Origin of the sequence: Ferrovibrio sp., assembly GCF_046297595.1 — a bacterium.
In the GTDB taxonomy this organism is placed as follows: domain Bacteria; phylum Pseudomonadota; class Alphaproteobacteria; order Ferrovibrionales; family Ferrovibrionaceae; genus Ferrovibrio.
The window spans coordinates 600,004-622,523 of record NZ_JBKBHT010000001.1; the positions used below are offsets into that span (position 1 = coordinate 600,004).

Here is a 22,520-nt window from a genome sequence, read left to right on the forward strand (position 1 = left end):
GGACATACCCTCACGCCACCAGCTAGGGGAAATCCATGGTCAACGAAGCGCCGGTCCAGCTGCTGGGCCAGTTAACCTTCAACTACCCGACTGTTCCCTCCCTGCCGCAGATGACCGTCATCCCATCCGGCATGAACACGCGCGGCATCATTCTGCGCAACGCCATCATCGTCGCCATTTCCAGCGGCGGCGGATCGACCCCGCCGATGCTGTTTGCCGATGTGAACCTGCAGCAGAGCAGCGCGCCGCCGCCGCCGCCCCTCGGCCCCTCGGCCACGATGCGGGCGATCCTGATCGCCAATCCGGTCAGCGGCCCGGCGGGCGTGACCGCGACGAACGCGCAACTGCTGTGGCCGCTGTATCTCGAACCCGGCCTGGGCCTGGGCTTCAACACCGGCAGTGCCATATCAGGCATCAGCCTGTATGGGACTTTCGACTACGTCTCCTGAAGAGAGACGCATCCTCCCCGCCTCCCGTCCCCTCAGCCCGGCGTAATCCGCCGGGCTTTTTTTGCCGAGTCAGGCCTTTCCTTCGGCGCGCTTCAGCAAAGTCATCAGAAGATAGGCCAGCAAAGTGAAGCCCAGGCCAGGCAGCAGCATGTTGGTCAGCACGAAAGCCCAGTCGATGCCGCAGGTGGTGGGAATGCCGCTACCGCGACTCATATCGATGGGGATATGGCCTTGGGCAGCCGGCACCGGACGGCACAAGCCCATGGGTTCATAGCCATGGGTGCGGAACAGCAGGATGCCGAACAGCACCACAGGCAGCGACAGGCCGAAAAGCAGGCTGGCGATAACGCGACCAGCCACCGTCTGCGGCCGGATCCAGCGCGAGAAGCGAAACACGGGATACTCCCTCGTCCGTAATCGCCCCTTCGATAGCAGCAAGATCGACCGGATGCCAGCCCGGGCGCGTCCTTCAGGCCATAACAGATTTGGCCCGCCGCAGGGTTTCCTCGGGGCCCGCCCCGGCATCGACTGTTTTCCAGTCGACCGGCGGCGACAGATGCTGCAACTGCCAATGCACGACGTCTTCGGTGGCGTCGGAAGCATCGTTGCGCCGCGCTGCCACCCGCGCGGTCAGAATCTCGGGCGCCGCCGTGAGCCACAGCCCGTCGCAGCGGCAACCCATTTCGCGCGCCAGGGCGGCAGCGGCCTCCCGTTCGTCCGGTTTTCCATAAACCGCATCGAGAATCACGCTCGCGCCGCCCTGCAGCAAGACACGGGCACGCTCCAGCAAGCTGGTATAGACGCGACGGCTGCTGTCTGGCGTGTAACTGTCTTTCGGCAGGCGCTGCAAAACCGGCACGTTGTGCAGGTTTTTGCGAATGGTGTCGCTGCGCAGGATCACCGCGCCGCAGAGACCGCCGAAATCCGGCGCCAGCGCGCGGGCCAGTGTGGTCTTGCCGGTGCCGGACAACCCACCGACCAGGATCAGGCGCGGTGGCGGTGGCTTCAGCGCCTGCCACGCCAGCGCCAGATACCGCGTGGCTTCTGGCCTGCCGGCTTCGGTGAGTGCCGCGATATGGCAGCGGATCGCGGCCCGCAGCGCCACATAGAGCGGCAACAGGGCCATGCCCGCATCGTCGGGCATAGCCTCCAGCCAGGTATTCAGCGCCAGGCTGGCCAGGTCGCCGCGCCGCTGCTGCACAAGATCCATCAGCAGGAAAGCCAGATCATACAGTGTGTCGATGGCGGCGAGGTCGTCGTCGAATTCCAGGCAGTCGAAAAGCACGGGCTGGCCGTCGATCACCGCGATGTTGCGCAGATGCAGGTCGCCATGGCCATGACGCATGCGGCCGTCGGCGCGCCGCTGCAGCAGGGCCGGCCGTCGGCGCTCGATTTCGGCCTGCAACGCGGCACGGAAACCGGCCAATTCATCCGCCGGCAACGCACCGGCCGGCAGATTGGCGAAGGCGGCATCGTTCAGTGCGATGGTCTGTGCAACCATGGCCGTGGCCTCGCGGTCCACGCGTCCGGCGTGCGCATGGAAGGCCGCGATGTCGGCGGCCAGCGCCACGATCATTGCCGGCGTTACGGCGCCATCGGCCAGCAGGTGGTCCAGCGTTTTGTGCGCATCGAAGCGCCGCATCTCGACCAGCCATTCGATGGGCGCGCCTTGTGGATCCAATGACAAACGGCCGGCCGGATCGCGATAGACCGCACGGGAGGCGAGGTAAAGCTGCGGCGCGGTACGCCGGTTCAGCATCACTTCGCGTTCGCAGGCGATGCGCCGTTTCTCCAGGGTGGAGAAATCGACATAAGGCAGAGCCACGGCTTTTTTCAGCTTCCAGGCCCGGTCGCCCGTCAGGAAGACGCGCGAGACATGCGTCTCGATCACATCGTCAGGTGCCGGTGCGAACAGCTTGGTTATATCGGCGGGATTGGGATCGGTCATGGCTTATTCTAACCCCGCCGGCATGGCGAAGGTTTGACCAAGCGCAATCGCCGCCGTGCTTTTACGCCGCTTCGGAATAGGTCCGGTCGACCAGGGCGACGATGGCCCGCATGATGGCGGTGAGGTCGTAATCCTTTGGCGTGAACACACCGGCGATTCCAGAGGCTTTCAAGCGGGCTTCGTCCTCGGGCGGGATGATGCCACCCACCACCACCGGTACGTCGCCGATGCCCTCGGCGCGCATGCGCTGGATGACGTCAGTGGCGAGTTCGACATGGCTGCCCGAGAGGATCGACAGCCCGACCAGATGCACGCCTTCCTCCAGCGCCGCCGCGACGATCTGCTCGGGTGTGAGGCGGATGCCCTCGTAAACCACCTCCATGCCGCAGTCGCGCGCCTTGACCGCGATCTGCTCGGCGCCGTTGGAATGGCCGTCCAGGCCCGGCTTGCCGACCAGCAGCTTGAGCGGCCGGCCCAGGCGCTTGGCCACGGCCTTCACCTCCGCGCGCAGTTCGTCCATGCCGTCATTGGCGAGCGCCCCACTGGCGGCCGCCACGCCGGTCGGCGCGCGATATTCGCCGAACACCTTGCGCAGGGCGGCGGCCCACTCGCCAGTGGTGACGCCGGCCTTGGCCGCCTTGATACTGGGTTCCATGATGTTGCGACCGTCGCGCGCAGCGGCTTCCAGTTCGGCCAGTGCGGCATTCACTGCCTTCTGATCGCGGCTGGCGCGCCAGGCCTTCAGGCGCTCGATCTGCTCTGATTCGGCAGCCGGATCGACCGTCATGATGGCGCCGCCTTCGGATGCTACCAGCGGCGACGGCGCGCTTTCGGTGAATTTGTTGACCCCGACCACCGTAATCTCGCCGGTTTCGATGCCGCGCACACGCGCGGTATTGCTTTCCACCAGCGCCTGTTTGAGATAGCCGGTCTCCACAGCCTGGATCGCGCCGCCCATATCCTCGATGCGCTTCAGTTCGGCGCGCGCGGCGGCCTTCAGTTCCTCGACCTTGGCATTCACCGCGGGATTGCCGTCGAACAGATCGCCGTATTCCAGCAGATCGGTTTCATAGGCCACGATCTGCTGCAGACGCAGCGACCATTGCTGGTCCCAGGGGCGCGGCAGGCCCAGGGCCTCGTTCCAGGCCGGCAGCTGCACGGCCCGCGCCCGCGCCTTCTTGGACAGAACCACCGCCAGCATCTCGAGCAGGATGCGATACACGTTGTTCTCCGGCTGCGGTTCGGTCAGGCCAAGAGAATTGACCTGCACGCCATAGCGGAACAGCAAAGCCTTCGGATCGGTGACGCCATAGCGTTCCCTGCCGATTTCTTCCCACAGGTCGACGAAGGCGCGCATCTTGCAGATCTCGGTCACAAAGCGGATGCCGGCATTGACGAAGAAGCTGATGCGGCCGAAGGCCTGGGCGAAATCGGCTTCGGGCACCTGGCCGGAATCGCGCACCGCATCCAGTACGGCAATGGCGGTCGCCAGCGCATAGGCCAGTTCCTGCACCGGTGTGGCGCCGGCTTCCTGCAGGTGATAGCTGCAGACATTCGTCGGATTCCACTTCGGCAACTCACGATAGGTAAAGGCGATCACGTCTGTGATCAGCCGCATCGAGGCCGCCGGCGGGAAGATATAGGTGCCGCGCGAGAGGTATTCCTTGATGATGTCATTCTGCACGGTGCCGTTCAGGTCGGACCGTTTCGCGCCCTGCTCCTCGGCCACGGCGATATAAAGCGCCAGCAGCCAGGCCGCAGGGGCATTGATCGTCATCGAGGTATTCATTTGCGCCAGCGGAATCTGGTCGAACAGCACCCGCATGTCGCCCAGATGGCAGATCGGCACCCCTACCTTGCCCACTTCGCCGCGGGCCAGCACATGATCGCTGTCGTAGCCGGTCTGGGTCGGCAGATCGAAGGCCACCGACAGGCCGGTCTGGCCCCGGCCAAGATTGGTCCGGTACAGCGTATTCGAGGCCTTGGCCGAGCTATGGCCGGAATAGGTGCGGAACAGCCAGGGCTTCTCCGGACCCGCCTTTTCGCGCTTGCGAAGAGAGGTCGCTGTGGTAACGTCACTGGGGCGAGTCGCGGACATAATTTTATTCCGTGTCAAGTTGACCTTAGGTTATTTCATTACCTATTGCGTCGCACAACGGAAATATCATAACCTCTGCTGCATTGCAAAACGATCTTGCCATTTTTTCGCCATCGCAAAAAGATAGCAACCGTTTTGTAACGACACCGTCTCATGGCGCCCGGCAAGGCTAATCCCGGCTGGCAGGGCCCAACAAGAGAAGAAATCAAAGCTCGGCAAGAGCGTTGTACAGGGACAGCGAAAGGCAAAGGAGTTTCGCCATGTCGAATGCGGGTGGATCTGTGGTGACGCTGCAGACAGCAAATGCGGGGCAAGCCCAGAAGGCGCAATCCGGCAGTTACAAGGATCTTTACGAGGTGGGGGAAATCCCGCCGCTGGGCCATGTGCCCAAGCAGATGTATGGCTGGGCGATCCGTCGCGAGCGCCATGGGCCGCCCGAGGAGTCGATGCAGCTCGAAGTGCTGCCGACGCCCGAGATCGATGCCGACGAAGTGCTGATCCTCGTGATGGCCGCCGGCGTGAACTACAACGGCGTCTGGGCCGGCCTGGGCGTGCCGATCTCTCCCTTCGACGTGCACAAGGCCCCCTATCACATCGCCGGCTCCGATGCCTCGGGTATCGTCTACGCCGTCGGCCGACGCGTGAAGCGCTGGAAGGTCGGCGATGAGGTGATCGTCCACTGCAACCAGGACGACGGCGACGACGAGGAGTGCAACGGCGGCGACCCGATGAATTCGCCGACCCAGCGCATCTGGGGCTACGAGACCCCAGACGGCAGCTTCGCGCAGTTCGCCCGCGTGCAGTCGCGCCAGTTGATGCCGCGGCCGAAGCACCTGACCTGGGAAGAGAGCGCCTGCTACACACTGACGCTCGCCACCGCCTATCGCATGCTGTTCGGTCACCGTCCGCATATCCTGCGGCCGGGCCAGAATGTGCTGGTCTGGGGCGCCGCCGGCGGCCTCGGCTCGATGGCGATCCAGTTGATCGCCATCTCCGGCGCCAATGCCATCGGCGTGATCTCGGATGAATCGAAGCGCGATTTCGTCATGAGCCTGGGCGCCAAGGGCGTGATCAACCGCAACGACTTCGATTGCTGGGGCCAGCTTCCGCCGGTCATGGATACCGAGAAATACGGCGCCTACATGAAGAAGTGCCGTGAGTTCGGCAAGGCGATCTGGGATATCACCGGCAAGGGCAACGACGTCGATTTCGTGTTCGAGCATCCCGGCGAGCAGACTTTCCCGGTTTCGTGCTTCGTGGTGAAGCGCGGCGGCATGGTTGTGTTCTGTGCCGGCACCACCGGTTTCAACATCACCTTCGACGCACGTTTTGTATGGATGCGGCAGAAGCGCATCCAGGGCAGCCACTTCGCCAACCTGCTGCAGGCCAGCCAGGCCAACCAGCTGGTGATCGAACGCCGCCTCGATCCCTGCATGTCGGAAGTGTTCAGCTGGGCCGACATCCCGCGCGCCCATACCAAGATGTGGAAGAACCAGCACAAGCCCGGCAACATGGCCGTGCTGGTGAGCGCAAAGGTGCCTGGCCTGCGCACCGTTGAAGATGCGATCGAAGCGGGGAATTCCTAACCCTTCTCGACGCTGACCAGCCGGCAGGGGCGACCCTGCCGGCTGCACCTTTTCAAAGTCCTCTTTCCGATGAGCGCAACGATGTCTGCTGCCGCCAAGCCCGCTCCTGCCACCCAGTCTCTCCTGATCGGGGACCTGCTACCCACCTGTGCTGCTGCCCTGAAGGCGGCGGAACAACTGGCGGCCCATGCCACGGCGGCAGTGGCGCAGCTGGTGCGCGGCGCGGATGGCCGTATCGACGGCGCGCGCCTGGAGGAGGAACAGTTCGCCGCCCATGGCCTGGCCTGGCTGGCGACCTATGTGGCGACCCTCAAGGAAAGCCTGCACTGGGCCGAGCGCCTGCAGGAAGAGGGCAAGCTGCGCGAGCTGGAACAACTGATCCTGCAGGCCGGTTTTGGCGAATACCTGGCCCAGATGCAGGGCGGCATCCCGATGAGCCAGGTGGAAGTCTGCCGCCCAGCCGACCTCGGCATCACCTCCGATGCCCTGCTGGCCTTCCTGACCGCGCCGGTGCAGCGCCTGATCCAAGAAGGCAATACTGCTGCGGTGCGCGGGCGGATCGGCGAGCTGATCCAGGATGGCCTTTCGACCGGCGATTTCGGCGAGCTAGGCCTCGACGAGACCATGGGCATGGTCCGCGAGCAGTTCCGCCGCTTCGGCGAAGACAAGGTCGCACCCTTTGCCCATGACTGGCACCGCAACGATGAATTCATTCCGATGGAGATCGTCGCCGAGATGGCCGAGCTGGGCGTCTTCGGCCTGACCATCCCGGAGGAATACGGCGGCCACGGCCTGGGCAAGATGGCCATGTGCGTGGTGTCGGAAGAACTCAGCCGCGCCTATATCGGCGTCGGTTCGCTTGGCACCCGCGCCGAGATCGCCGCAGAACTGATTCTGCGCGGCGGCACGGAAGAGCAGCGCAAGCAGTGGCTGCCCAAGCTGGCCGCCGGTGAAATCTTACCCACTGCCGTGTTCACTGAACCGAATACCGGGTCCGATCTCGGCAGCCTGCGCACCCGCGCGGTGAAGGATGGCGATGTCTACAAGGTGACCGGCAACAAGACCTGGATCACCCATGCGGCCCGCACTGATCTGATGACCCTGCTGGTGCGCACCGATCCGAGCGAGAAAGGCTACAAGGGCCTGTCGATGTTCCTGGCCGAAAAACCGCGCGGCGACGATGCCAATCCATTCCCCGCCGCAGGCATGACCGGCGGCGAGATCAAGGTGTTGGGCTATCGCGGCATGAAGGAATACGAGATCGGCTTCGATGGGTTCGAGGTGAAAGCCGAGAACCTGCTGGGCCAGCGCGAGGGTCAGGGCTTCAAGCAGCTGATGGAGACATTCGAATCCGCCCGCATCCAGACCGGCGCCCGCGCACTCGGCGTGGCGCAATGCGCGCTGGAGTTGGGCCTGAAATACGCCAACGAGCGCGTCCAGTTCGGCAAGCCGATCTACAGCTTCCCGCGCGTGCACGGCAAGATCGCCTGGATGGCGGTGGAAACCATGCTGGCGCGCCAGCTCTGCTATTTCGCCGCGCGCGAGAAGGACCAGGGCCGCCGCTGCGACCTGGAAGCCGGGATGGCCAAGCTGCTGGCCGCGCGCATCGCCTGGGCCAATGCCGACAACGCCCTGCAGGTGCATGGCGGCAACGGCTATGCCGAGGAATATCCGATCAGCCGCGTGCTGTGCGACGCGCGCATCCTCAACATCTTCGAGGGTGCGGCCGAGATCCAGGCGCAGGTGATCGCCCGCCGCCTGCTGGAAACCCGCAACGGCTGATCGCGCCTAGCGCACGAACTCCGTATCGGTGGGATTACTGCCGCAAACCAGCACGCCGACGCGTTCATCGGCCGCCGGCCTGTAAGCGCCGCTGAGCAAGGCGGCGAAGGCCGCAGCACCACCGGGTTCTGCCACCACGCGCAGCTTGTCCCACAGGGCAATCTGCGCCGCGCGGATCGTCTCGTCGCGCACCAGCACCGAGGCCGCCACATGCTTCTGCGCGATGGGAAACATCATATTGCCGACCTGGCGCGGTGCGAGCGAGTCGGCCGCAATGCCGCCGGCCGGCGCGTCCACCGGCCGGCCGGCCTGCAGCGCCATATATAACGTCGGCGCGGTTTCGGGCTCGACCGCCACCACCTTCACCTTCCCAGCATACCAGGCGGCAATCCCTCCGATCAGGCCGCCGCCGCCCACCGCTACCAGCAGGGTGTCGAGCTGCGGCGCCTGTTCCTCCAGTTCCAGCCCCACGCTGCCCTGGCCCAACAGGGTCTCGGCCTGGTCATAGGCATGCACCGGCAGGGCGCCGCTTTGTGCCTGCCAGGCCTCGGACGCCGCCAGGGCATCGGCATAGCGGTCGCCGCCCACCACCAGGTCGGCACCATAGTCGCGGATGCGGGCGATCTTCATCGGTGCGGCTATGCTCGGCACATAGATACGGGCCGGCAGGCCGAGCGTCTGGGCCGCATAGGCCACCGCTGCGCCATGGTTGCCGCCCGAGGCCGCCACCACACCGGCCGGCGGCACGGCGCGACCCAGCAGGTTGGCAAAGGCGCCGCGCACCTTGAACGAGCCGGAATGCTGCAGGAGCTCCAGCTTCAGGGTCAGCGGCAGGCCAGCCAGACCAAAATCCGCCGGCCGCACCTCTATTGTTGGTGTGCGGCGTATATGCGGCACGATGGCTGTATATGTGCGGGCAATGCCGGCACGGTCGATGATCGGGGTTTGGCTGACAGACATGAGGCAATCCTGCTGTTTCCTTGACTATAATTAGAAATATGGCTAATTAGCAATATGCCTGATCTGAAAGCGATCCGCGCATTGGCCAACGACCGCCGGCTAACCATCCTCGCCTGGCTACGCGATCCCGTGGCCAATTTCCCGCCGCAGGTCGATGGCGATCTGGTGAAGGACGGCGTCTGCGGCCTGCTGATCGCCGAAAAGCTGGGGGTGAGCCAGCCGACCGCCAGCGAGCACCTGAAAATCCTGACCCAGGCCGGCCTGCTGCGCACCCGGCGGATCAAACAATGGACCTTATATAAACGCGACGAGGCGGCCATCGCCGCTTTCAAGCAGGCGTTTCAGCGGGAGCTTTGATCCGCCGCGACGCATTGCCGCGCCGGGCAGTGGCCTGACGGTTGGACCTGCCCTGCCGGGCGCTATATCCTCTGCCCATGCAAGGTTTCATCAACGCCCTGATCCCGGTTTTTGCCGTCGCCACCTTCCTGGTGCTGTGCGTGGGCATCTATGCCCTGTTCCGTGGCGGGCAGTTCAACCGGTCGTATTCCAACCTGCTGATGCGCTGGCGCATCCTGCTGCAGTTCATCGCCATCATCCTGATCGCGGTGGCGAGCTTCGCTTTCCGGAACTGAGCCCCGGCCATGGTCAAGCTGGACAAGATTTATACCCGGGGCGGCGACAAGGGCATGACCTCGCTGGGCAACGGCGAGCGGGTGCCTAAGCACGACCTGCGGGTTGAGGCCTATGGCGCGGTCGACGAGGCCAATGCCGCCATCGGCCTGGCCCGGCTGCACACCGCCGGCACCGACCTGGATGCCATGTTGTCGCGCATCCAGAACGATCTGTTCGATCTGGGCGCCGATCTCTGCACCCCGGAAGAGGACGAGGAGGACCCGCGCCGCCGTCCGCCCCTACGGGTCGCCCAGGTGCAGGTTGACCGGCTGGAGGCTGAAATCGACGCCATGAATGCCCGGCTCGGCCCGCTCACCTCTTTTGTATTGCCCGGCGGCAGGCCCGCGGCCGCCCATCTGCATCTGGCCCGCACCATCGTGCGCCGTGCCGAACGACTGATCACCGCCCTGCAGGATGCCGAACGGCTCAATCCGGCCGCACTCAGTTATATAAACCGCCTGTCCGACCACCTGTTCGTCGCCAGCCGTCACGCCAACAACGATGGCGAGACCGATGTGCTGTGGGTTCCCGGCCTGAACCGGGGCTGATCTCCACGCCACTCCTTGCCCGGCAATTTCTGCCGGGACATCCCGCTGCCACCATCGGCCCGGCAGAAGCTGCCGCATTTACCGTTTCTCGAAATATTATGAAAAACCCTGAAATAATAATACATTAGCTACAATATTTCGAACTGGCACGCTGCTTGCTCCTATCCTGGCAAATCGGTTTCGAACCAGGAGGCAGTATTATGTCGATCAGTGGCTCTTTGCAGACCTCGATTACCGGCCTGAACGGCCAGTCGACGGCGATCAGCTTCATCTCCGACAACGTCGCGAATGCGGGCACCATCGGCTACAAGAAGGTGGAATCGCGGTTCCAGACGCTGGTCACCCAGTCCAGCGCCCAGGCCAACACCCACTCGCCCGGCGGCGCACTGAACCAGCCCTTCTTCGCCAACAATGCTCAGGGCGCAATCCAGCAGGTGAATTCGACCACCTCGGTCGCCCTGGTCGGCGGCGGCTTCATCCCGGTCTCGAAGAAGAACGGCAACGACCAGGCCACCGGCCTGCCGACGTTTGAGACGACCTCGTATTACACCCGCGTCGGCGACTTCAACCAGAACAATGACGGTTACCTGGTGAACTCGTCGGGCTACTTCCTGCGCGGCTGGCCGATCGATCCGGTCACCGGCGTGGTCGACAGTTCGGCGACCGAGGAAGTGCGCGTGTCCAATCTGCTGGATGCCCCGGTGGCGACCAGCACGGTGGACTATGCCGCCAACCTGCCCTCGAACGCGGTCGATGCCAACGGCAATACGCCAGCCACCCTGCCGCTGTCGTCGATCCAGATCTTCGACGCCTTGGGCAATGCCCGCACCCTGAACCTGGAATGGACCCGCACGGGTGCCAATACTTGGTCTCTGGAACTGACCGCGCCCGGCGCTGTCGGCACCTCGGTGTTCGGCCCCGCCAGCGTGACTTTCGGCACCTCGATCGGCACCGGCCCCCTCGCCGATCCTGGCACGATTTCCGCGTTGGTCGGTGCCGGTGGCCTCACCGGCACGGTCGGTAACGCGGTTAACGATGACGCCTCTTTCTCCTTCAGCGTCAACTTCGGCTCCGGCGCCCAGAATCTGCGGCTCGACCTGGGTTCGTTCGGCAACTCGATCGGCACGACGCAGTATGCCGGCGACACCCTGACACTGAACAATTTCAGCCAGAACGGCGTGCCGCAGGGCAATTTCAAGAACCTGAGCATCGACCAGGACGGCTTCGTCTCGGTCACCTTCGACAACGGCAACGTGAAGCAGTTCTACCAGATCCCGGTGGCACGCTTCCGCGATCCAACCGAGCTTGACCGCGTGGCCGGCAATGCCTTCGTGGAGACGCCGAATTCCGGCTCCGCGGTGCTGTCGCAATCGGGCTCCAGCGGTGCAGGCGATTATGTGTCGGCCGCGATCGAAGGTTCGAATGTCGACATCGCGGAGGAATTCTCCAAGCTGATCGTCGCCCAGCGCACCTATTCGGCCAATGCCAGGCTAATCACCGCTGCCGACGAACTGCTGCAGGAAACCATCAATATCCGCCGCTAACCGGTCTGACCGCCGGGCCACCTGGTCCGGCGGTCGCAACCGGAAAGGATGTAAGCCATGTCGCTCAGCGCCGCCCTCAATACCGCAGTCATCGGCCTGCAGACGCTGCAGCAGCAAACCCGTATCGTTTCGGGCAATGTCGCCAATGCCCAGAATCCGAATTACAGCCGCAAGGTCAGCTCGCTGACCTCCCCCGTGGCCGAAGGCCTGCCTCAGGCCGCGCTGATCTCGCAGATCACCCGCGTGGCATCGAGCGAGATACAGCAGGACCTTTACAAGATCACAGCCGATTACGGTCAGCTGGACCGCCAGCTCACCTATACCAAGGAACTGGCGGAAACGCTGGATGCCACCAACACGACCGGCGAACAGCCGACCCTGCTGGCGATGATGACCCGCTTCGAGGATGCCTGGAAAGCCCTGGAAGCCACGCCGGAAGATACCGCCACCCGCAGCCTGGTGGTGCAGCGTGGCACGGAACTGGCCGCAGAAATCCGTCGTCTCAATGGGCAGCAATCGGAACTGCAGACCCGCGCCCAGGAGCAGATCAGCACCGACATCCAGATCGTCAACGATGCTGCCCTGCAGATCGCCAAACTGAATGTTCAGATCACCTCGCAGCTGGCTGGCAACAACCCAATCGGCGATCTGGAGGATCTGCGCGATCAGGAAGTAGCCAAGCTGGCCGATAAGATCGGCATTCGCACTGTGGTCAACGACCGCGGCGAATTGTTTGTGTATTCCGATGGCGGCGTGCAGATCGTTGGCACTGTCGCGCAACAATTCGAATATCAGGCGGCCGGTACCCCACCGGGCATCTTCCTGCAGGGCGGCACCGACAACCTGAATCTGGGCTTTCTAAGCGGATCGATCCGCGCCTCGCTGGACTACCTGGACAGCACCGCCACCGGTCTGGCATCGACCGATCCGAATGTCGGCACGCTGGCAAAATATTTCAACCAGCTCGACAGCTTCGCGGCCAACCTGCACAATGTCATCAACAACGCATATGGCGCCAACTTCTTCGACTACAGCGCCGCCCTGGCCACGCCGCCCGACGAAGCCGGCAAGCTGATCGTCGCCGCCGCGCTTGTGGCCACGCCCACCAACGTCGACCCCACGGTGGCCGGCGCCGTGCAGCAGGCGATGCGCAATACCACGCTGACCGCCGCACAGATCAACCGTTCGGCGACCGACCCGAACGGCTTGACCATAACCAGCGTTAACATCTTCGGCCTAGCCAATGGTATTCTGGCCTATCATGCGCGGGCCACATCGGACAACGAAGCCAATCGCGACACTGCTGAGCGCCAGCAACACACACTGGACCAGAAGCTGCGTAACCTGACCGGTGTGAATATCGACGATGAGCTGGCGCAGCTGCAGGTTCTGCAGAATAACTATGCTGCTCTCGCCAATGTCATGAACACCGTCACGGCGATGTTCGATGAACTCGTGAATATCGGGAGGTAATCATGGTCGCCGTCTCCGGTAATACCCAGTTCGCTACCCAGCTCGATGTCACCCGCAGCATCCGCCTGCTGAATCTCCAGCTTGCCAGGCAGAACCAGCAGTTGGGCTCAGGCCGTATTGTCGATGGCCTAATCGGCGTTTCACAACGCGCGCTTGAACTCGGCCAGCTCAAATCCGAGCTGGGTACCGTCGGCAATTACATGTCCGGCGTGCAGACCGCGCAGAATCGCGTCAACCTCTACGCCGTTACCATCGAGGAAATCATCGATATCGCCACCGAGGCGCAGGACACGATGCTGAAGAACCGCGATGCGTTCTTCGCCTCCACCTCATCGCCACGCACCCAGGCCAACGTGCTGTTGGATCGCATCGGATCCCTGCTGCAAACCAAGGATGGCGATCGTTTCCTGTTTGGCGGCACCGATTACACAGTCAATCCACTCAATGGTCAGGTTTCCGCCCTGCCGACGACGTATGCGGCTGGCGCCGTGCCGGGCGGCGCCGGTTATCCGGTGCCTTTCGTTGCGGCCGCCACGGCCGGCGCCTATCCGCCCGCGCCGCACACCGCGGCTGACTTTTACCTCACCACCACCGGCACGCTGGCCAACACCTACAACTTCAACGGCGTGACCCTGTATACGGACGATAACGAGCAGGTCACCTATGGCGTATCGGCAGCGGAGACCGGCTTCCAGACGCTGATCGACTCGCTGCTTCGCTTCCGTGATGCAACTGCCGACATCACCACTGCGCCGGCTAATTACCAGGCCCGCGTCGACGATGCCCGCACGCAGCTGAATACGGCCTTGACCGAACTGAAGACCATTGCATCGCGCAATGGCTACAAGCAGCAGCAGCTGAACGAGGTGATGGATCGCCACAACCGTTCGCTTGACGTGCTGCGTACGCGCATCGGTGGGATTGAGAATGCCGATATCGCGGAGGTTTCGGTCAACATCAAGAACCTGCAGACCGCACTGGAGGCCAGCTACGTGATCACGCGCGACAGTCTGAGCCTGTCCCTGGTCAACTACCTGCGGTAACGCGGGATTATTTCCCGGATTTCCGGCCGGCTGGCAGGCAGAAACGCCGCCCGGCCAGTTGCGATTCAGGCAGCTTTGCCTATAGTCCGGCCTCTGGACAGGTCCGGCCATGCAGATACAGATTTACAATACCCTCGCCCGGCAGAAAGAGCTTTTCGTCCCGCAGGATTCGCAGCGGGTAACGATGTATGTCTGCGGCCCCACCGTTTACAATTATGCCCATATCGGCAATGCACGCCCGGTGGTGGTATTCGACACCCTTTACCGGCTGCTGCAGCAGGCTTATCCGAATGTGGTCTATGTCCGCAATGTCACTGACGTGGACGACAAGATCAATGCCGCCGCCAGGGCCGAGAATGTGCCGATCGGCACGATCACCGAGCGTTATCATCAGGTCTACAGCCAGGACATGGCAGCCCTGGGCGCGCTGCCTCCACGCATCGAGCCCAAGGTAACCCAGCATATCGGCGCCATCATCGGCATGGTCGAGCGCCTGATCGCCAATGGCCATGCCTATGAAGCCGAGGGCCACGTGCTGTTCAACGTGCCCTCCTTCGCTGAATACGGCCGCCTGTCTCGCCGCGACCGCGACGACATGATCGCTGGCGCACGCGTCGATGTAGCACCCTACAAGCGTGACCCGGCCGATTTCGTGTTATGGAAGCCCTCGCCGCCCGATTTGCCGGGCTGGGATAGCCCCTGGGGTCGCGGCAGGCCCGGCTGGCATATCGAATGCTCGGCCATGATCGAGCAGAACCTCGGCGCCGGCACCATCGATATCCATGGCGGCGGCCACGATCTGATCTTTCCGCATCACGAGAACGAGATCGCGCAAAGCACCTGCGCCCATGGCGGAAAGCTGTTCAGCCGTTACTGGATGCATAACGGCTTCGTGAACATCGAGGCCGAGAAGATGTCGAAGTCGCTCGGCAATGTGCTGCTGGTGCATGACCTGCTGAAGCAGGCGCCGGGCGAGGCGATCCGCCTGGCCTTGCTGTCGGCGCATTACCGTCAGCCACTGGACTGGACCGAGGCTGGGCTGCGGGAGGCCAAGGCACAGCTTGACCGGTTGTACCGAGCGTTGGATGCCCTCAAGGATGTGAATGCATCCGCCAACCGCGCGCCTGATGCCTTCATCACCGCGCTGGCCGATGACCTGAACACGCCCAAGGCGCTGGCCGAGTTGCACCAGATCGCCAATGCCGCCAACAAGGCGACCGAGCCGGCCGAACAGGCCCTCCTGAAGGGTGAACTGCTGGCCGCGGGCTGGCTGCTTGGCCTGCTGCAGCAGAATCCGGCCGCCTGGCTAAAGGGCGAAGTAAAAGCCGATATAGATGTGGCCGAGATCGAAGCTCTGATCGAAGCGCGCAAGGCCGCACGCGGCCGCAAGGACTGGGCAGAATCGGACCGTATCCGCGACGAACTGGCCGCACGCGGCATCCTGCTGGAAGACAAGGCCGGCCAGACGAGTTGGCGGGTGGCGTCATGAGCGAAGACATCAAGGATATCCAGGAAGAAATCGTCTCGGATTTCAGTGTCTTCGACGACTGGATGGATCGTTACCGCTTCCTGATCGATCTCGGCCGCGCCCTGCCGCCCTACCCCGAGCATCTGCGCACCGACGAATGGCGCGTGAAGGGGTGTATCAACCGCGCGTGGCTGCATGGCGAGGCACGCGATGGCCGCGTCTATTACCAGGCCAGCAGCGAGTCAGAGATCGTGGCCGGCCTGATCGCCCTGTTGCTGAAGGTCTATTCAGGCCGCACGCCGCGCGAGATCGTCGATAATCCGCCGGATTTCCTCCAGCGCATCGGCGTGTGGGAGAATATCACCTCGAACCGGATCAACGGCCTGAACGGCATGATCGCCCTGATCCGCGGCGTGGCCGAGGCGGAACTGAAAGCCGCCTAGGAGTCAGGCTTTCTGGCGCCCGGCCTCGATCTGGTCGAGCGCCTTCACCACCGCCTCGAAGGGCAGCAGTACGGCATTGTGCCGCGCCTTGTGATCTCGCACCGGCACCAGCACTTCCAGATCCTGGAACGCGCCACCGGCGAAATCCGGCCCCGGCGGCGGACCATTTTCCTTCAGCATGGCCCGCATAATGCCGTTCAACTGCCGTAAAGTGACGGCATCCTGCCCCACCACATGGCGGCCGAAAATCGAGGCCGAGGCCTGCCCCAGCGCGCAGGCCCGCAGCTGCTGGCCATAGCCGGCCACCCGGCCGTCCGGCCCCAAGGCGAGTTCCACGGTAATCCGGCTGCCGCAGAGCGGACTGTGATGCGTGACCGTGGCATCGGGCGCGGCCAGAGGTTCGGTCTGGCCGATATGTGCCGCAAAATTAAGGATTTTCTCGTTATACAGGGCGTTCAGCATGGGCTTTCCGGGCGGCTCGGCTTGATGGAACCCGCCCCCAACGATATATAACGGCCATTCTCGGAAGAGCAATCCGGCCGGCGCGGCGCCCAGCCCCGGCCGTCACAGGAGTTAAGCCCGTGTTCGCCAATCGCATCAGTGTGGAACAGGTCGAGGAAGGCAATGAGCTGGCGCCGAAATTCGACGCCGAAGGCCTGCTGCCCTGTGTCACCACCCAGGCCGATACCGGCGAGGTGCTGATGCTGGGCTACATGAATGCCGAAGCGCTGAAACGCACCATCGCGACCGGCGAGGCACATTACTACAGCCGCAGCCGCAAGGTGCTGTGGCACAAGGGCGCCACTTCCGGCCTGGTGCAGAAGGTGGTCGAGATGCGCATCGACGACGACCAGGATGCCGTGTGGCTGCGCGTGCGCGTGGAGGGCGACGCCTCCTGCCATGTCGGCTATCGCTCCTGCTTCTACCGTTCGGTGCCGACCGGCCAGTCGGAAAGCGGCAAACCCGTGGAACTGACCTACGAGGAAAAGGAAAAGACCTTCGACCCCAAGGCGGTTTACGGCGACGCCCCGAACCCCACCATCCTCTGATTTCTCATAATATATTTTGCGCTTCGAAAATCCGGTGGCCTTGCCACCGGATTTTTTTTGATGCACGTCAACAGGTTACCATTTCTCCATATTATCAACTCGTAACGACATAAATCGCTTAAAGTCGCTAGAATACATGCATTCGGACTCACGAACGCAGATGTGGCGATGGCACAGTCCAACAAGTCTCTGCTCGATTCCCTGGGAAACTTCTTCTTCGGCGAAGACGATGCGCCACGTCCTGCGCAGGGATCTTCTGCCGCTGCCGGCAAGCCTGGCTCCGGCAATATGAAATCAGCCCTGCCCGGCGGCAAGATTCCGGCCGGCACCCTGCAACTGATCGGGCTGCAGAATGTGCGCGAAATGCTGGGTACCCTATGGCCCCAGCGGATCGAGCATATCCATAGTCTGATCGAAGCTATCTTCCGTCGCCGCCTCGATCCCGCCGATGTTCACTACAAGGTGGACGATGAGAATTACCTGATCCTGTTTACCCGTCTTGGCAGACAGGAAGCCGCATTCAAGGCCAAGGTGATCGCCGACGAGATACAGAAACTTGTTGCCGGCGACATGCCCGAGCAGCAGGATTTGATCGTCACTTCGAATGTCGCCGATGTCGATCGCAGTCTGGTGATCGAGAAGGTCGATTCCCTGAAGGATCTGGTTGAATATGTCCGCAGTCAGACCGCTCCGGTCGCCAGGGAAGCCGGCATTACTTTTTTCGAGGAGGCCGGCGCCAGCCAGGCCGATGATCAGTCACCCCATGCAGCCGTGGGCGCTGGCCCAGACCTTGCAGATCTTGACCAGTCCCTGGTTGGCCTGTTTCAGAAAAAAACGACGGCAGCCTTCCTGAAGGAATGCCGGGCCGGATTCTATCCCGCCTACAGCCTGCGGCGGCGCGGTTTCACAGCCTTCGATGCGGTGGCGATCCATACGCCGAGCAACCTGCCGGCCGACATGGTCAACGATCCCTTCCTCGACAAGCCGGAAGAACTGCCCTTCTACCTCGACCGCTATATCCTCACCACGGGCCTGCTGGGACTGCATCGCATGCTGACTGGTGGCCATCGTGGCGTGGTGATGATCTCGGCATCGTTCGACACCCTGGCGATGTCAAAACTGCGCGACGTCTATTTCGCGCGACTGAAAGAAGTGCCGGGCGGGCTCACCAAGTTCATCGGCATCATCGTGCGCAACATCCCTACAGGCACGCCGGCCAGCCGGATTGCCGAGGTAATGGCCTATATTCAGCCTTTCTGCGGCACACGCATCCTGCGTATTCCGCCGGACTTCAAACTGATCGACCTGTATGCCAGCAGCGGCGGGCACGGCTTTGCCACCTGGCTGCCGTCCGATGAGCAGGACGCGGGCAAAACCTTCCAGACAATGTCGACGTTTGCCAAACGGGCCGCCCTGCACCGGCAGGAATGCATCATCACCGATCTGGCGACCAGCGACGATGTTTCGACCGCGATTGCCGTAGGCTGCACCTATGTAACCGGCCTGGCGGGCGCGCCGCTGATCGATACACCCGGCGTGGTGGAAGGACTGACGGCCGCGCATATCCTGCGGCATGCCGGTTTCAGCTAGATCGCGCCGCCGACCAGTTCCGCATAGGGATAAAACGGCACCGACATGCCAGGTTCGAGCCGGGTGAGGTCTTCCGCCAATTCGATCAAGCCATCGGTGCGTGTCAGCGATGTGATCACGCCGGCGCCGTCCACCGGATATTTTACGGTGCGCCAGCCTCCCTGCCCGTCAGGCTCAAGCGAGACGCGCACCCACTCGCGCCGGTCCGATTTCTTCTTGTAGCCGAACCCGGACGTCACCGGATAGCCACGCGGCGGCGCAGACATGGCGCCGCCGAGCCGCTGCAGCAGCGGGCGGGCAAAAAAACAGAAGGTGAGCATTGCGGCCACCGGATTGCCCGGCAGACCGAAAAACGGCACGCGGCCAATCTGCCCCAGCGCCACCGGCCGGCCCGGCTTGATCGCCAGCCGCCAGAAATGCAGGCTGCCATTGGCTTTGATGGCCGCCTTCACATGGTCCTCGTCGCCAGTCGACACGCCGCCTGAACTGATCACCGCGTCGTGGGTCGCAGCAGTCTCGCCGAAAATCCGGATCAGATGATCGCGGCGATCGGGTTGGATGCCCAGATCGCTTACTACGCAGCCGGCCGACGCCAGCAGGGCCGACAGCAGCGGCCGGTTGGCATCATAGATGCCGCCCGGCGGCAACGGCCCTCCGGCCGGATGCACTTCATCGCCGGTGGACAGCAGTGCCACACGCAATGGCCTGTGAACGCTCAGCTCTGCAGCTCCGACAGCAGCGGCCAAGGCCAGCTCGGCCGGCCCCAGAATGCGACCGGCTGGCAAAACCATCTCGCCGCTTTGTGCATCTTCGCCGGCAAGACGACGGTTGGCGCCACGCTTGATGCCCGGCCTGATGACAACGCGCTCGCCGTCCAGCCGGCAATCTTCCTGCATCATCACCGTATCCGGCGCACCATCCTGTCCATCGGGCATGACGGCCCCGGTCAGCACACGCACCGCCGTCCCGCGCGGTTGCCGGCCTGCGAAGGGGTGCCCGGCAGCGGCGCGGCCGATCACCGGCAGTACGGTTTCCGCATCGGGCGAAAGATCGTCGAAATACACCGCATAGCCATCGACGGCGGAATTGTCGCGCGGCGGTACCGAAACCCGGGCTTCAAGCGGCACGGCCAGCGCCCGGCCACGACAATCCCGCAGCGGCAGGGTTTCTATTGTAGTCACCGGGGAAAGACGCCGGTCAAGTTCGGCCAGCGCATCGTCCAGCCGCATCAGGGCTCCGCCGTGGGCAAAGCAGTCGTCACTCAGCTGCGCCACGGCGCGCTCCGCTGATAACTGGTTGCGTCATCCAGCTAATGATGAAATCGGCGATCTGGGCGTGGTTATTGGCGTCCAGTATCGGCACGGGCAGGCCGGGCACAGGCTGGTCGCTGGCCACCGCGATCACATTCGGATCATTGGGCTGCAGCATGGGCTTGCCCACTTCGCTGCGCCAGACCTCGATCTTGGCATGGCTTTCATGCTTGAAGCCTTCCACCAGCACAAGGTCAACGGCGCTCAGGCGAGCCACCAGGTCGTCCAGCGTGGGCTCGGTCGCACCGCGATGCTCGTGCATGAGCGCGAAGCGCTTGGCCGAGCTGATCAGCACCTCCGTGGCGCCGGCCTCACGATGACGGTAGGAATCCTTGCCCGGCTTGTCGACATCGAACTCGTGATGCGCATGCTTGATCGTCGAGATGCGCAATCCGCGCGCGATCAGCAACGGGATCAGGTCGGACAGTAGCGTGGTCTTGCCCGACCCGCTCCAGCCGGCAATACCCAAGACCTTCATGACGGCTTCTTCCCGGAGGCTTTCAACTCGGCCGCGGTACGTTCAGCCAGATAATCGTCAGTGGTGCGGATTTCGGGCCGCGGCGCGCCGGCATAGGGATCGATCCTGCTCTCGCTCTGCACGATGATGCGGCAATCGCCGCACATCCGCACACGCTCGATGGCGCCCGACTGGTACATCCAGTGTTTGCCCTCAAGCTGGGCCACGATGCGTTCGATGGTCGACTTCGTGCCGAACGCCTTGCCGCAGCGGACGCAGTGGAAAGGCTCCTCTTCCTTGATCAGGCGTGCGGTGACAGCGGCCTCGGTGAAATTCACCCGCGGCTCCAGTGCAATCACCTTTTCCGGGCAGGTATTCCGGCACAGGCCACATTGCACACAGGCATCTTCGGTGAAACTGAGCCGCGGTCGTTCTGGGTCATCGCTGAGCGCGCCGGTCGGACAGGCCGAGACACAGGACAGGCAGAGCGTGCAGCCCTCGGCGTCAATCTTCAGGTTTCCAAACGATGCGCCAGGTGGCAAAGCCAGGGTATCCACCGGTTGCGGCGCTACCTTGTGCAGATGACGGAAGGCCATACGCGTCAGATCCCGGCTGCGGCCCATCGGCAGATAACTTGCGCCGGCCGGCGCCTCGCGTGGCGTCAGCGCGGCCAATGCTGCACCAAGCTGCTCTGGATCGTCAGTCTCGATCAGACCGACACGACCGGCCTCGAAACCCAGCCCGACCAGGATGGTTTCGGTCAATGCGAGTTGCTGTGCCAGACCGCCCAGATCCTCGCGCTGTTTGCCGGGCGCCAGAACACGCAGGTCGGCAGCGCCATAGGCAAAAGCCGAGGCGAACACCGCCGCACCGCATTCGGTGACGGCATGCACCGCCAGCGGCAACACACGGGCTGGCAGGCCATCGCCATACCGGGACAGGGCATCGATCAATGGCGCGCCGTGTTTGGCATCATGCAGCAGCAGTACCGCCTGGCGGCCGCCGGCTTCGCGATAGGCCAGCAGCAGGGCGCGCACCTGTTCGACCAGGCTGGCGGCCGGCGGCATCCGGTAATCGGCCGCACTGGTCGGACAGACCGCGCCGCAATTGCCGCAGCCGCCGCAGATATAGGGATCGATGGCGACATGATCGCCCGCCGGCGTGATCGCACCGGTGGGACAGACATCGAGGCAACGCGTGCATCCCGTTTTCTTCGAACGCGAATGGGTGCAAAGTTCGGCATGGAAATCGACATAAAGCGGTTTCTCGAAACTGCCTTTCAGATCGCTGGCCTCGAACAGTGCGCGTTGCACCGCCGCCGGGTCGTTCGGGTCCGGCCGCAGATAGCCATCGCGCTTTTCATGCGCAGGGAACAGCGGCGTGCCGCCGGTGAGGTCGAGGATGATATCGCAGCGCGAGCTGGCACCGTTACGCGCCGGACCGAAGGCCAGTTGTCGGCGCGAGGACGGCATCGGCAGAGCATAATCATCCACCACCAGCTCGAAGGCGCCCAGATGGCCACGCGCCCCGACGATACGGCCCTGCACGATGGGCAGGTCCATCAGCGGCTGGCCCGGCACGTCCTTTGGCTTATCCAGCATGATGGTGACATCCAGCCGCTCGGCCAGTTGTCGCGCGGCCTCGATCACGCGCTCGTCGCGGCCATAGACCAGCACGATACCCTGCGAAGTCATGGTCACCGCCGGCAGGGCGGGAACCGGCACGGCTGCGGCGGCCAGCAATGCGGCGATCTTGGGTGTTGCCGCCTGGGCTTCGCTGGACCAGCCGGCGGTTTCGCGGATGTTGACGTAAGACACGGCCGTATCGCTGCCGCGCTCCTCCCGCTGTTCCTCGAACAGCGGCTGTTCCTGGGTACAGGCGACGGTGAGCGGTTCGCCTGATTTCAGCGCGTCATGGAAACGCCACAGCTCGGCACGGCAGAGCTGGGTGGCCAAACCATCCTTGTCGGGCGTCGCGCCGCAGGCGCGGGCCAGGGCGGCGCCATCGAGCGGCATCGTACCCTCGCAGTTGCACACAAGGACGCGTTTGCCGTCCAGACGCATCACGATTCCACCCGAATGCTTGGTAAACCAACTGTAT

The 22,520-nt window shown here is 63.4% G+C and carries 21 protein-coding genes; 13 read left to right on the forward strand and 8 right to left on the reverse strand.

Annotated elements, in window-relative coordinates; all coding sequences use genetic code 11:
- Positions 1-35: 35 nt before the first annotated feature.
- The gene (locus ACK4FJ_RS03020; protein ID WP_409763823.1) at positions 36-449 is read left to right on the forward strand and encodes a hypothetical protein; all 414 of its coding nucleotides are present in this window, start codon (positions 36-38) and stop codon (positions 447-449) included.
- Between the two features lie 69 nt (positions 450-518).
- Here the strand turns inward: ACK4FJ_RS03020 and ACK4FJ_RS03025 are convergent, their stop codons facing one another.
- The 3 genes from ACK4FJ_RS03025 to ACK4FJ_RS03035 all read right to left on the reverse strand — a co-directional run bounded on the left by ACK4FJ_RS03025 (position 519) and on the right by ACK4FJ_RS03035 (position 4,495).
- Entirely contained in the window at positions 519-845 is a 327-nt protein-coding gene (locus tag ACK4FJ_RS03025) for a hypothetical protein (RefSeq protein ID WP_409763826.1), read from the reverse strand.
- A 73-nt stretch (positions 846-918) separates the two neighbouring features.
- On the reverse strand, positions 919-2,397 hold the full coding sequence (locus ACK4FJ_RS03030) for an AAA family ATPase (RefSeq protein ID WP_409763829.1): 1,479 nt from the start codon (positions 2,395-2,397) through the stop codon (positions 919-921).
- 61 nt (positions 2,398-2,458) lie between these two features.
- A complete protein-coding gene (locus tag ACK4FJ_RS03035) occupies positions 2,459-4,495 on the reverse strand; it encodes a methylmalonyl-CoA mutase family protein (RefSeq protein WP_409763832.1) in 2,037 nt (678 codons plus the stop codon).
- A 260-nt stretch (positions 4,496-4,755) separates the two neighbouring features.
- Between ACK4FJ_RS03035 and ccrA the strand changes: the two genes are divergently transcribed.
- Together ccrA and ACK4FJ_RS03045 are read left to right on the forward strand one after the other, a co-directional pair.
- Positions 4,756-6,081 carry a crotonyl-CoA carboxylase/reductase gene (gene ccrA / locus ACK4FJ_RS03040; protein WP_409763835.1) on the forward strand — a complete coding sequence of 442 codons (1,326 nt, stop codon included), beginning with the start codon at positions 4,756-4,758 and terminating at the stop codon, positions 6,079-6,081.
- Between the two features lie 81 nt (positions 6,082-6,162).
- Positions 6,163-7,863: an acyl-CoA dehydrogenase family protein gene (locus ACK4FJ_RS03045; RefSeq protein ID WP_409763838.1), complete on the forward strand. Its 1,701-nt coding sequence runs from the start codon at positions 6,163-6,165 to the stop codon at positions 7,861-7,863.
- 6 nt (positions 7,864-7,869) lie between these two features.
- Here the strand turns inward: ACK4FJ_RS03045 and ACK4FJ_RS03050 are convergent, their stop codons facing one another.
- The gene (locus ACK4FJ_RS03050) at positions 7,870-8,823 is read right to left on the reverse strand and encodes a threonine/serine dehydratase (RefSeq protein WP_409763841.1); all 954 of its coding nucleotides are present in this window, start codon (positions 8,821-8,823) and stop codon (positions 7,870-7,872) included.
- A 54-nt stretch (positions 8,824-8,877) separates the two neighbouring features.
- Between ACK4FJ_RS03050 and ACK4FJ_RS03055 the strand changes: the two genes are divergently transcribed.
- The 8 genes from ACK4FJ_RS03055 (at position 8,878) to ACK4FJ_RS03090 (ending at position 16,014) form a co-directional block, all read left to right on the forward strand.
- A complete protein-coding gene (locus ACK4FJ_RS03055; protein WP_409763844.1) occupies positions 8,878-9,180 on the forward strand; it encodes an ArsR/SmtB family transcription factor in 303 nt (100 codons plus the stop codon).
- A gap of 77 nt (positions 9,181-9,257) precedes the next feature.
- Positions 9,258-9,455: a twin transmembrane helix small protein gene (locus ACK4FJ_RS03060; RefSeq protein WP_374303920.1), complete on the forward strand. Its 198-nt coding sequence runs from the start codon at positions 9,258-9,260 to the stop codon at positions 9,453-9,455.
- A 9-nt stretch (positions 9,456-9,464) separates the two neighbouring features.
- Complete coding sequence (locus ACK4FJ_RS03065) at positions 9,465-10,043, forward strand: cob(I)yrinic acid a,c-diamide adenosyltransferase (protein WP_409763848.1); 579 nt, start codon at positions 9,465-9,467, stop codon at positions 10,041-10,043.
- Positions 10,044-10,243: 200 nt separating this feature from the next.
- Positions 10,244-11,587 (forward strand): flagellar hook protein FlgE, encoded by a 1,344-nt coding sequence (locus ACK4FJ_RS03070; RefSeq protein WP_409763851.1) that lies wholly within the window; start codon positions 10,244-10,246, stop codon positions 11,585-11,587.
- A gap of 57 nt (positions 11,588-11,644) precedes the next feature.
- Complete coding sequence (gene flgK / locus ACK4FJ_RS03075) at positions 11,645-13,060, forward strand: flagellar hook-associated protein FlgK (protein WP_409763854.1); 1,416 nt, start codon at positions 11,645-11,647, stop codon at positions 13,058-13,060.
- A gap of 2 nt (positions 13,061-13,062) precedes the next feature.
- The gene (locus ACK4FJ_RS03080) at positions 13,063-14,103 is read left to right on the forward strand and encodes a flagellin (protein ID WP_409763857.1); all 1,041 of its coding nucleotides are present in this window, start codon (positions 13,063-13,065) and stop codon (positions 14,101-14,103) included.
- 109 nt (positions 14,104-14,212) lie between these two features.
- Entirely contained in the window at positions 14,213-15,592 is a 1,380-nt protein-coding gene (gene cysS / locus ACK4FJ_RS03085) for a cysteine--tRNA ligase (protein ID WP_409763860.1), read from the forward strand.
- Positions 15,589-16,014, forward strand: coding sequence for a SufE family protein (locus tag ACK4FJ_RS03090; RefSeq protein WP_409763863.1), 426 nt, complete (start codon positions 15,589-15,591; stop codon positions 16,012-16,014). Before cysS ends, ACK4FJ_RS03090 begins: the two co-directional genes overlap by 4 nt.
- A 3-nt stretch (positions 16,015-16,017) precedes the next feature.
- Here ACK4FJ_RS03090 and ACK4FJ_RS03095 read toward each other — a convergent pair whose 3' ends face one another.
- The gene (locus ACK4FJ_RS03095; RefSeq protein ID WP_409763866.1) at positions 16,018-16,476 is read right to left on the reverse strand and encodes an iron-sulfur cluster assembly scaffold protein; all 459 of its coding nucleotides are present in this window, start codon (positions 16,474-16,476) and stop codon (positions 16,018-16,020) included.
- Positions 16,477-16,595: 119 nt separating this feature from the next.
- Between ACK4FJ_RS03095 and hisI the strand changes: the two genes are divergently transcribed.
- Positions 16,596-17,063, forward strand: coding sequence for a phosphoribosyl-AMP cyclohydrolase (gene hisI / locus ACK4FJ_RS03100; protein WP_409763869.1), 468 nt, complete (start codon positions 16,596-16,598; stop codon positions 17,061-17,063).
- A gap of 168 nt (positions 17,064-17,231) precedes the next feature.
- Entirely contained in the window at positions 17,232-18,653 is a 1,422-nt protein-coding gene (locus tag ACK4FJ_RS03105) for a hypothetical protein (RefSeq protein ID WP_409763872.1), read from the forward strand.
- On the opposite strand, the gene glp is transcribed toward ACK4FJ_RS03105, so the two are convergent.
- Genes glp through ACK4FJ_RS03120 form a run of 3 tightly spaced genes read right to left on the reverse strand, consistent with a single transcriptional unit; the run spans position 18,650 to position 22,483 of the window.
- On the reverse strand, positions 18,650-19,927 hold the full coding sequence (gene glp / locus ACK4FJ_RS03110; RefSeq protein WP_409763875.1) for a gephyrin-like molybdotransferase Glp: 1,278 nt from the start codon (positions 19,925-19,927) through the stop codon (positions 18,650-18,652). The two genes, ACK4FJ_RS03105 and glp, sit on opposite strands and share 4 nt — an antisense overlap.
- A complete protein-coding gene (gene mobB, locus ACK4FJ_RS03115; RefSeq protein ID WP_409763877.1) occupies positions 19,911-20,441 on the reverse strand; it encodes a molybdopterin-guanine dinucleotide biosynthesis protein B in 531 nt (176 codons plus the stop codon). Before mobB ends, glp begins: the two co-directional genes overlap by 17 nt.
- Entirely contained in the window at positions 20,438-22,483 is a 2,046-nt protein-coding gene (locus ACK4FJ_RS03120) for a 4Fe-4S dicluster domain-containing protein (RefSeq protein WP_409764866.1), read from the reverse strand. The genes mobB and ACK4FJ_RS03120 overlap by 4 nt, the downstream gene beginning before the upstream one ends.
- Positions 22,484-22,520: the final 37 nt, after the last annotated feature.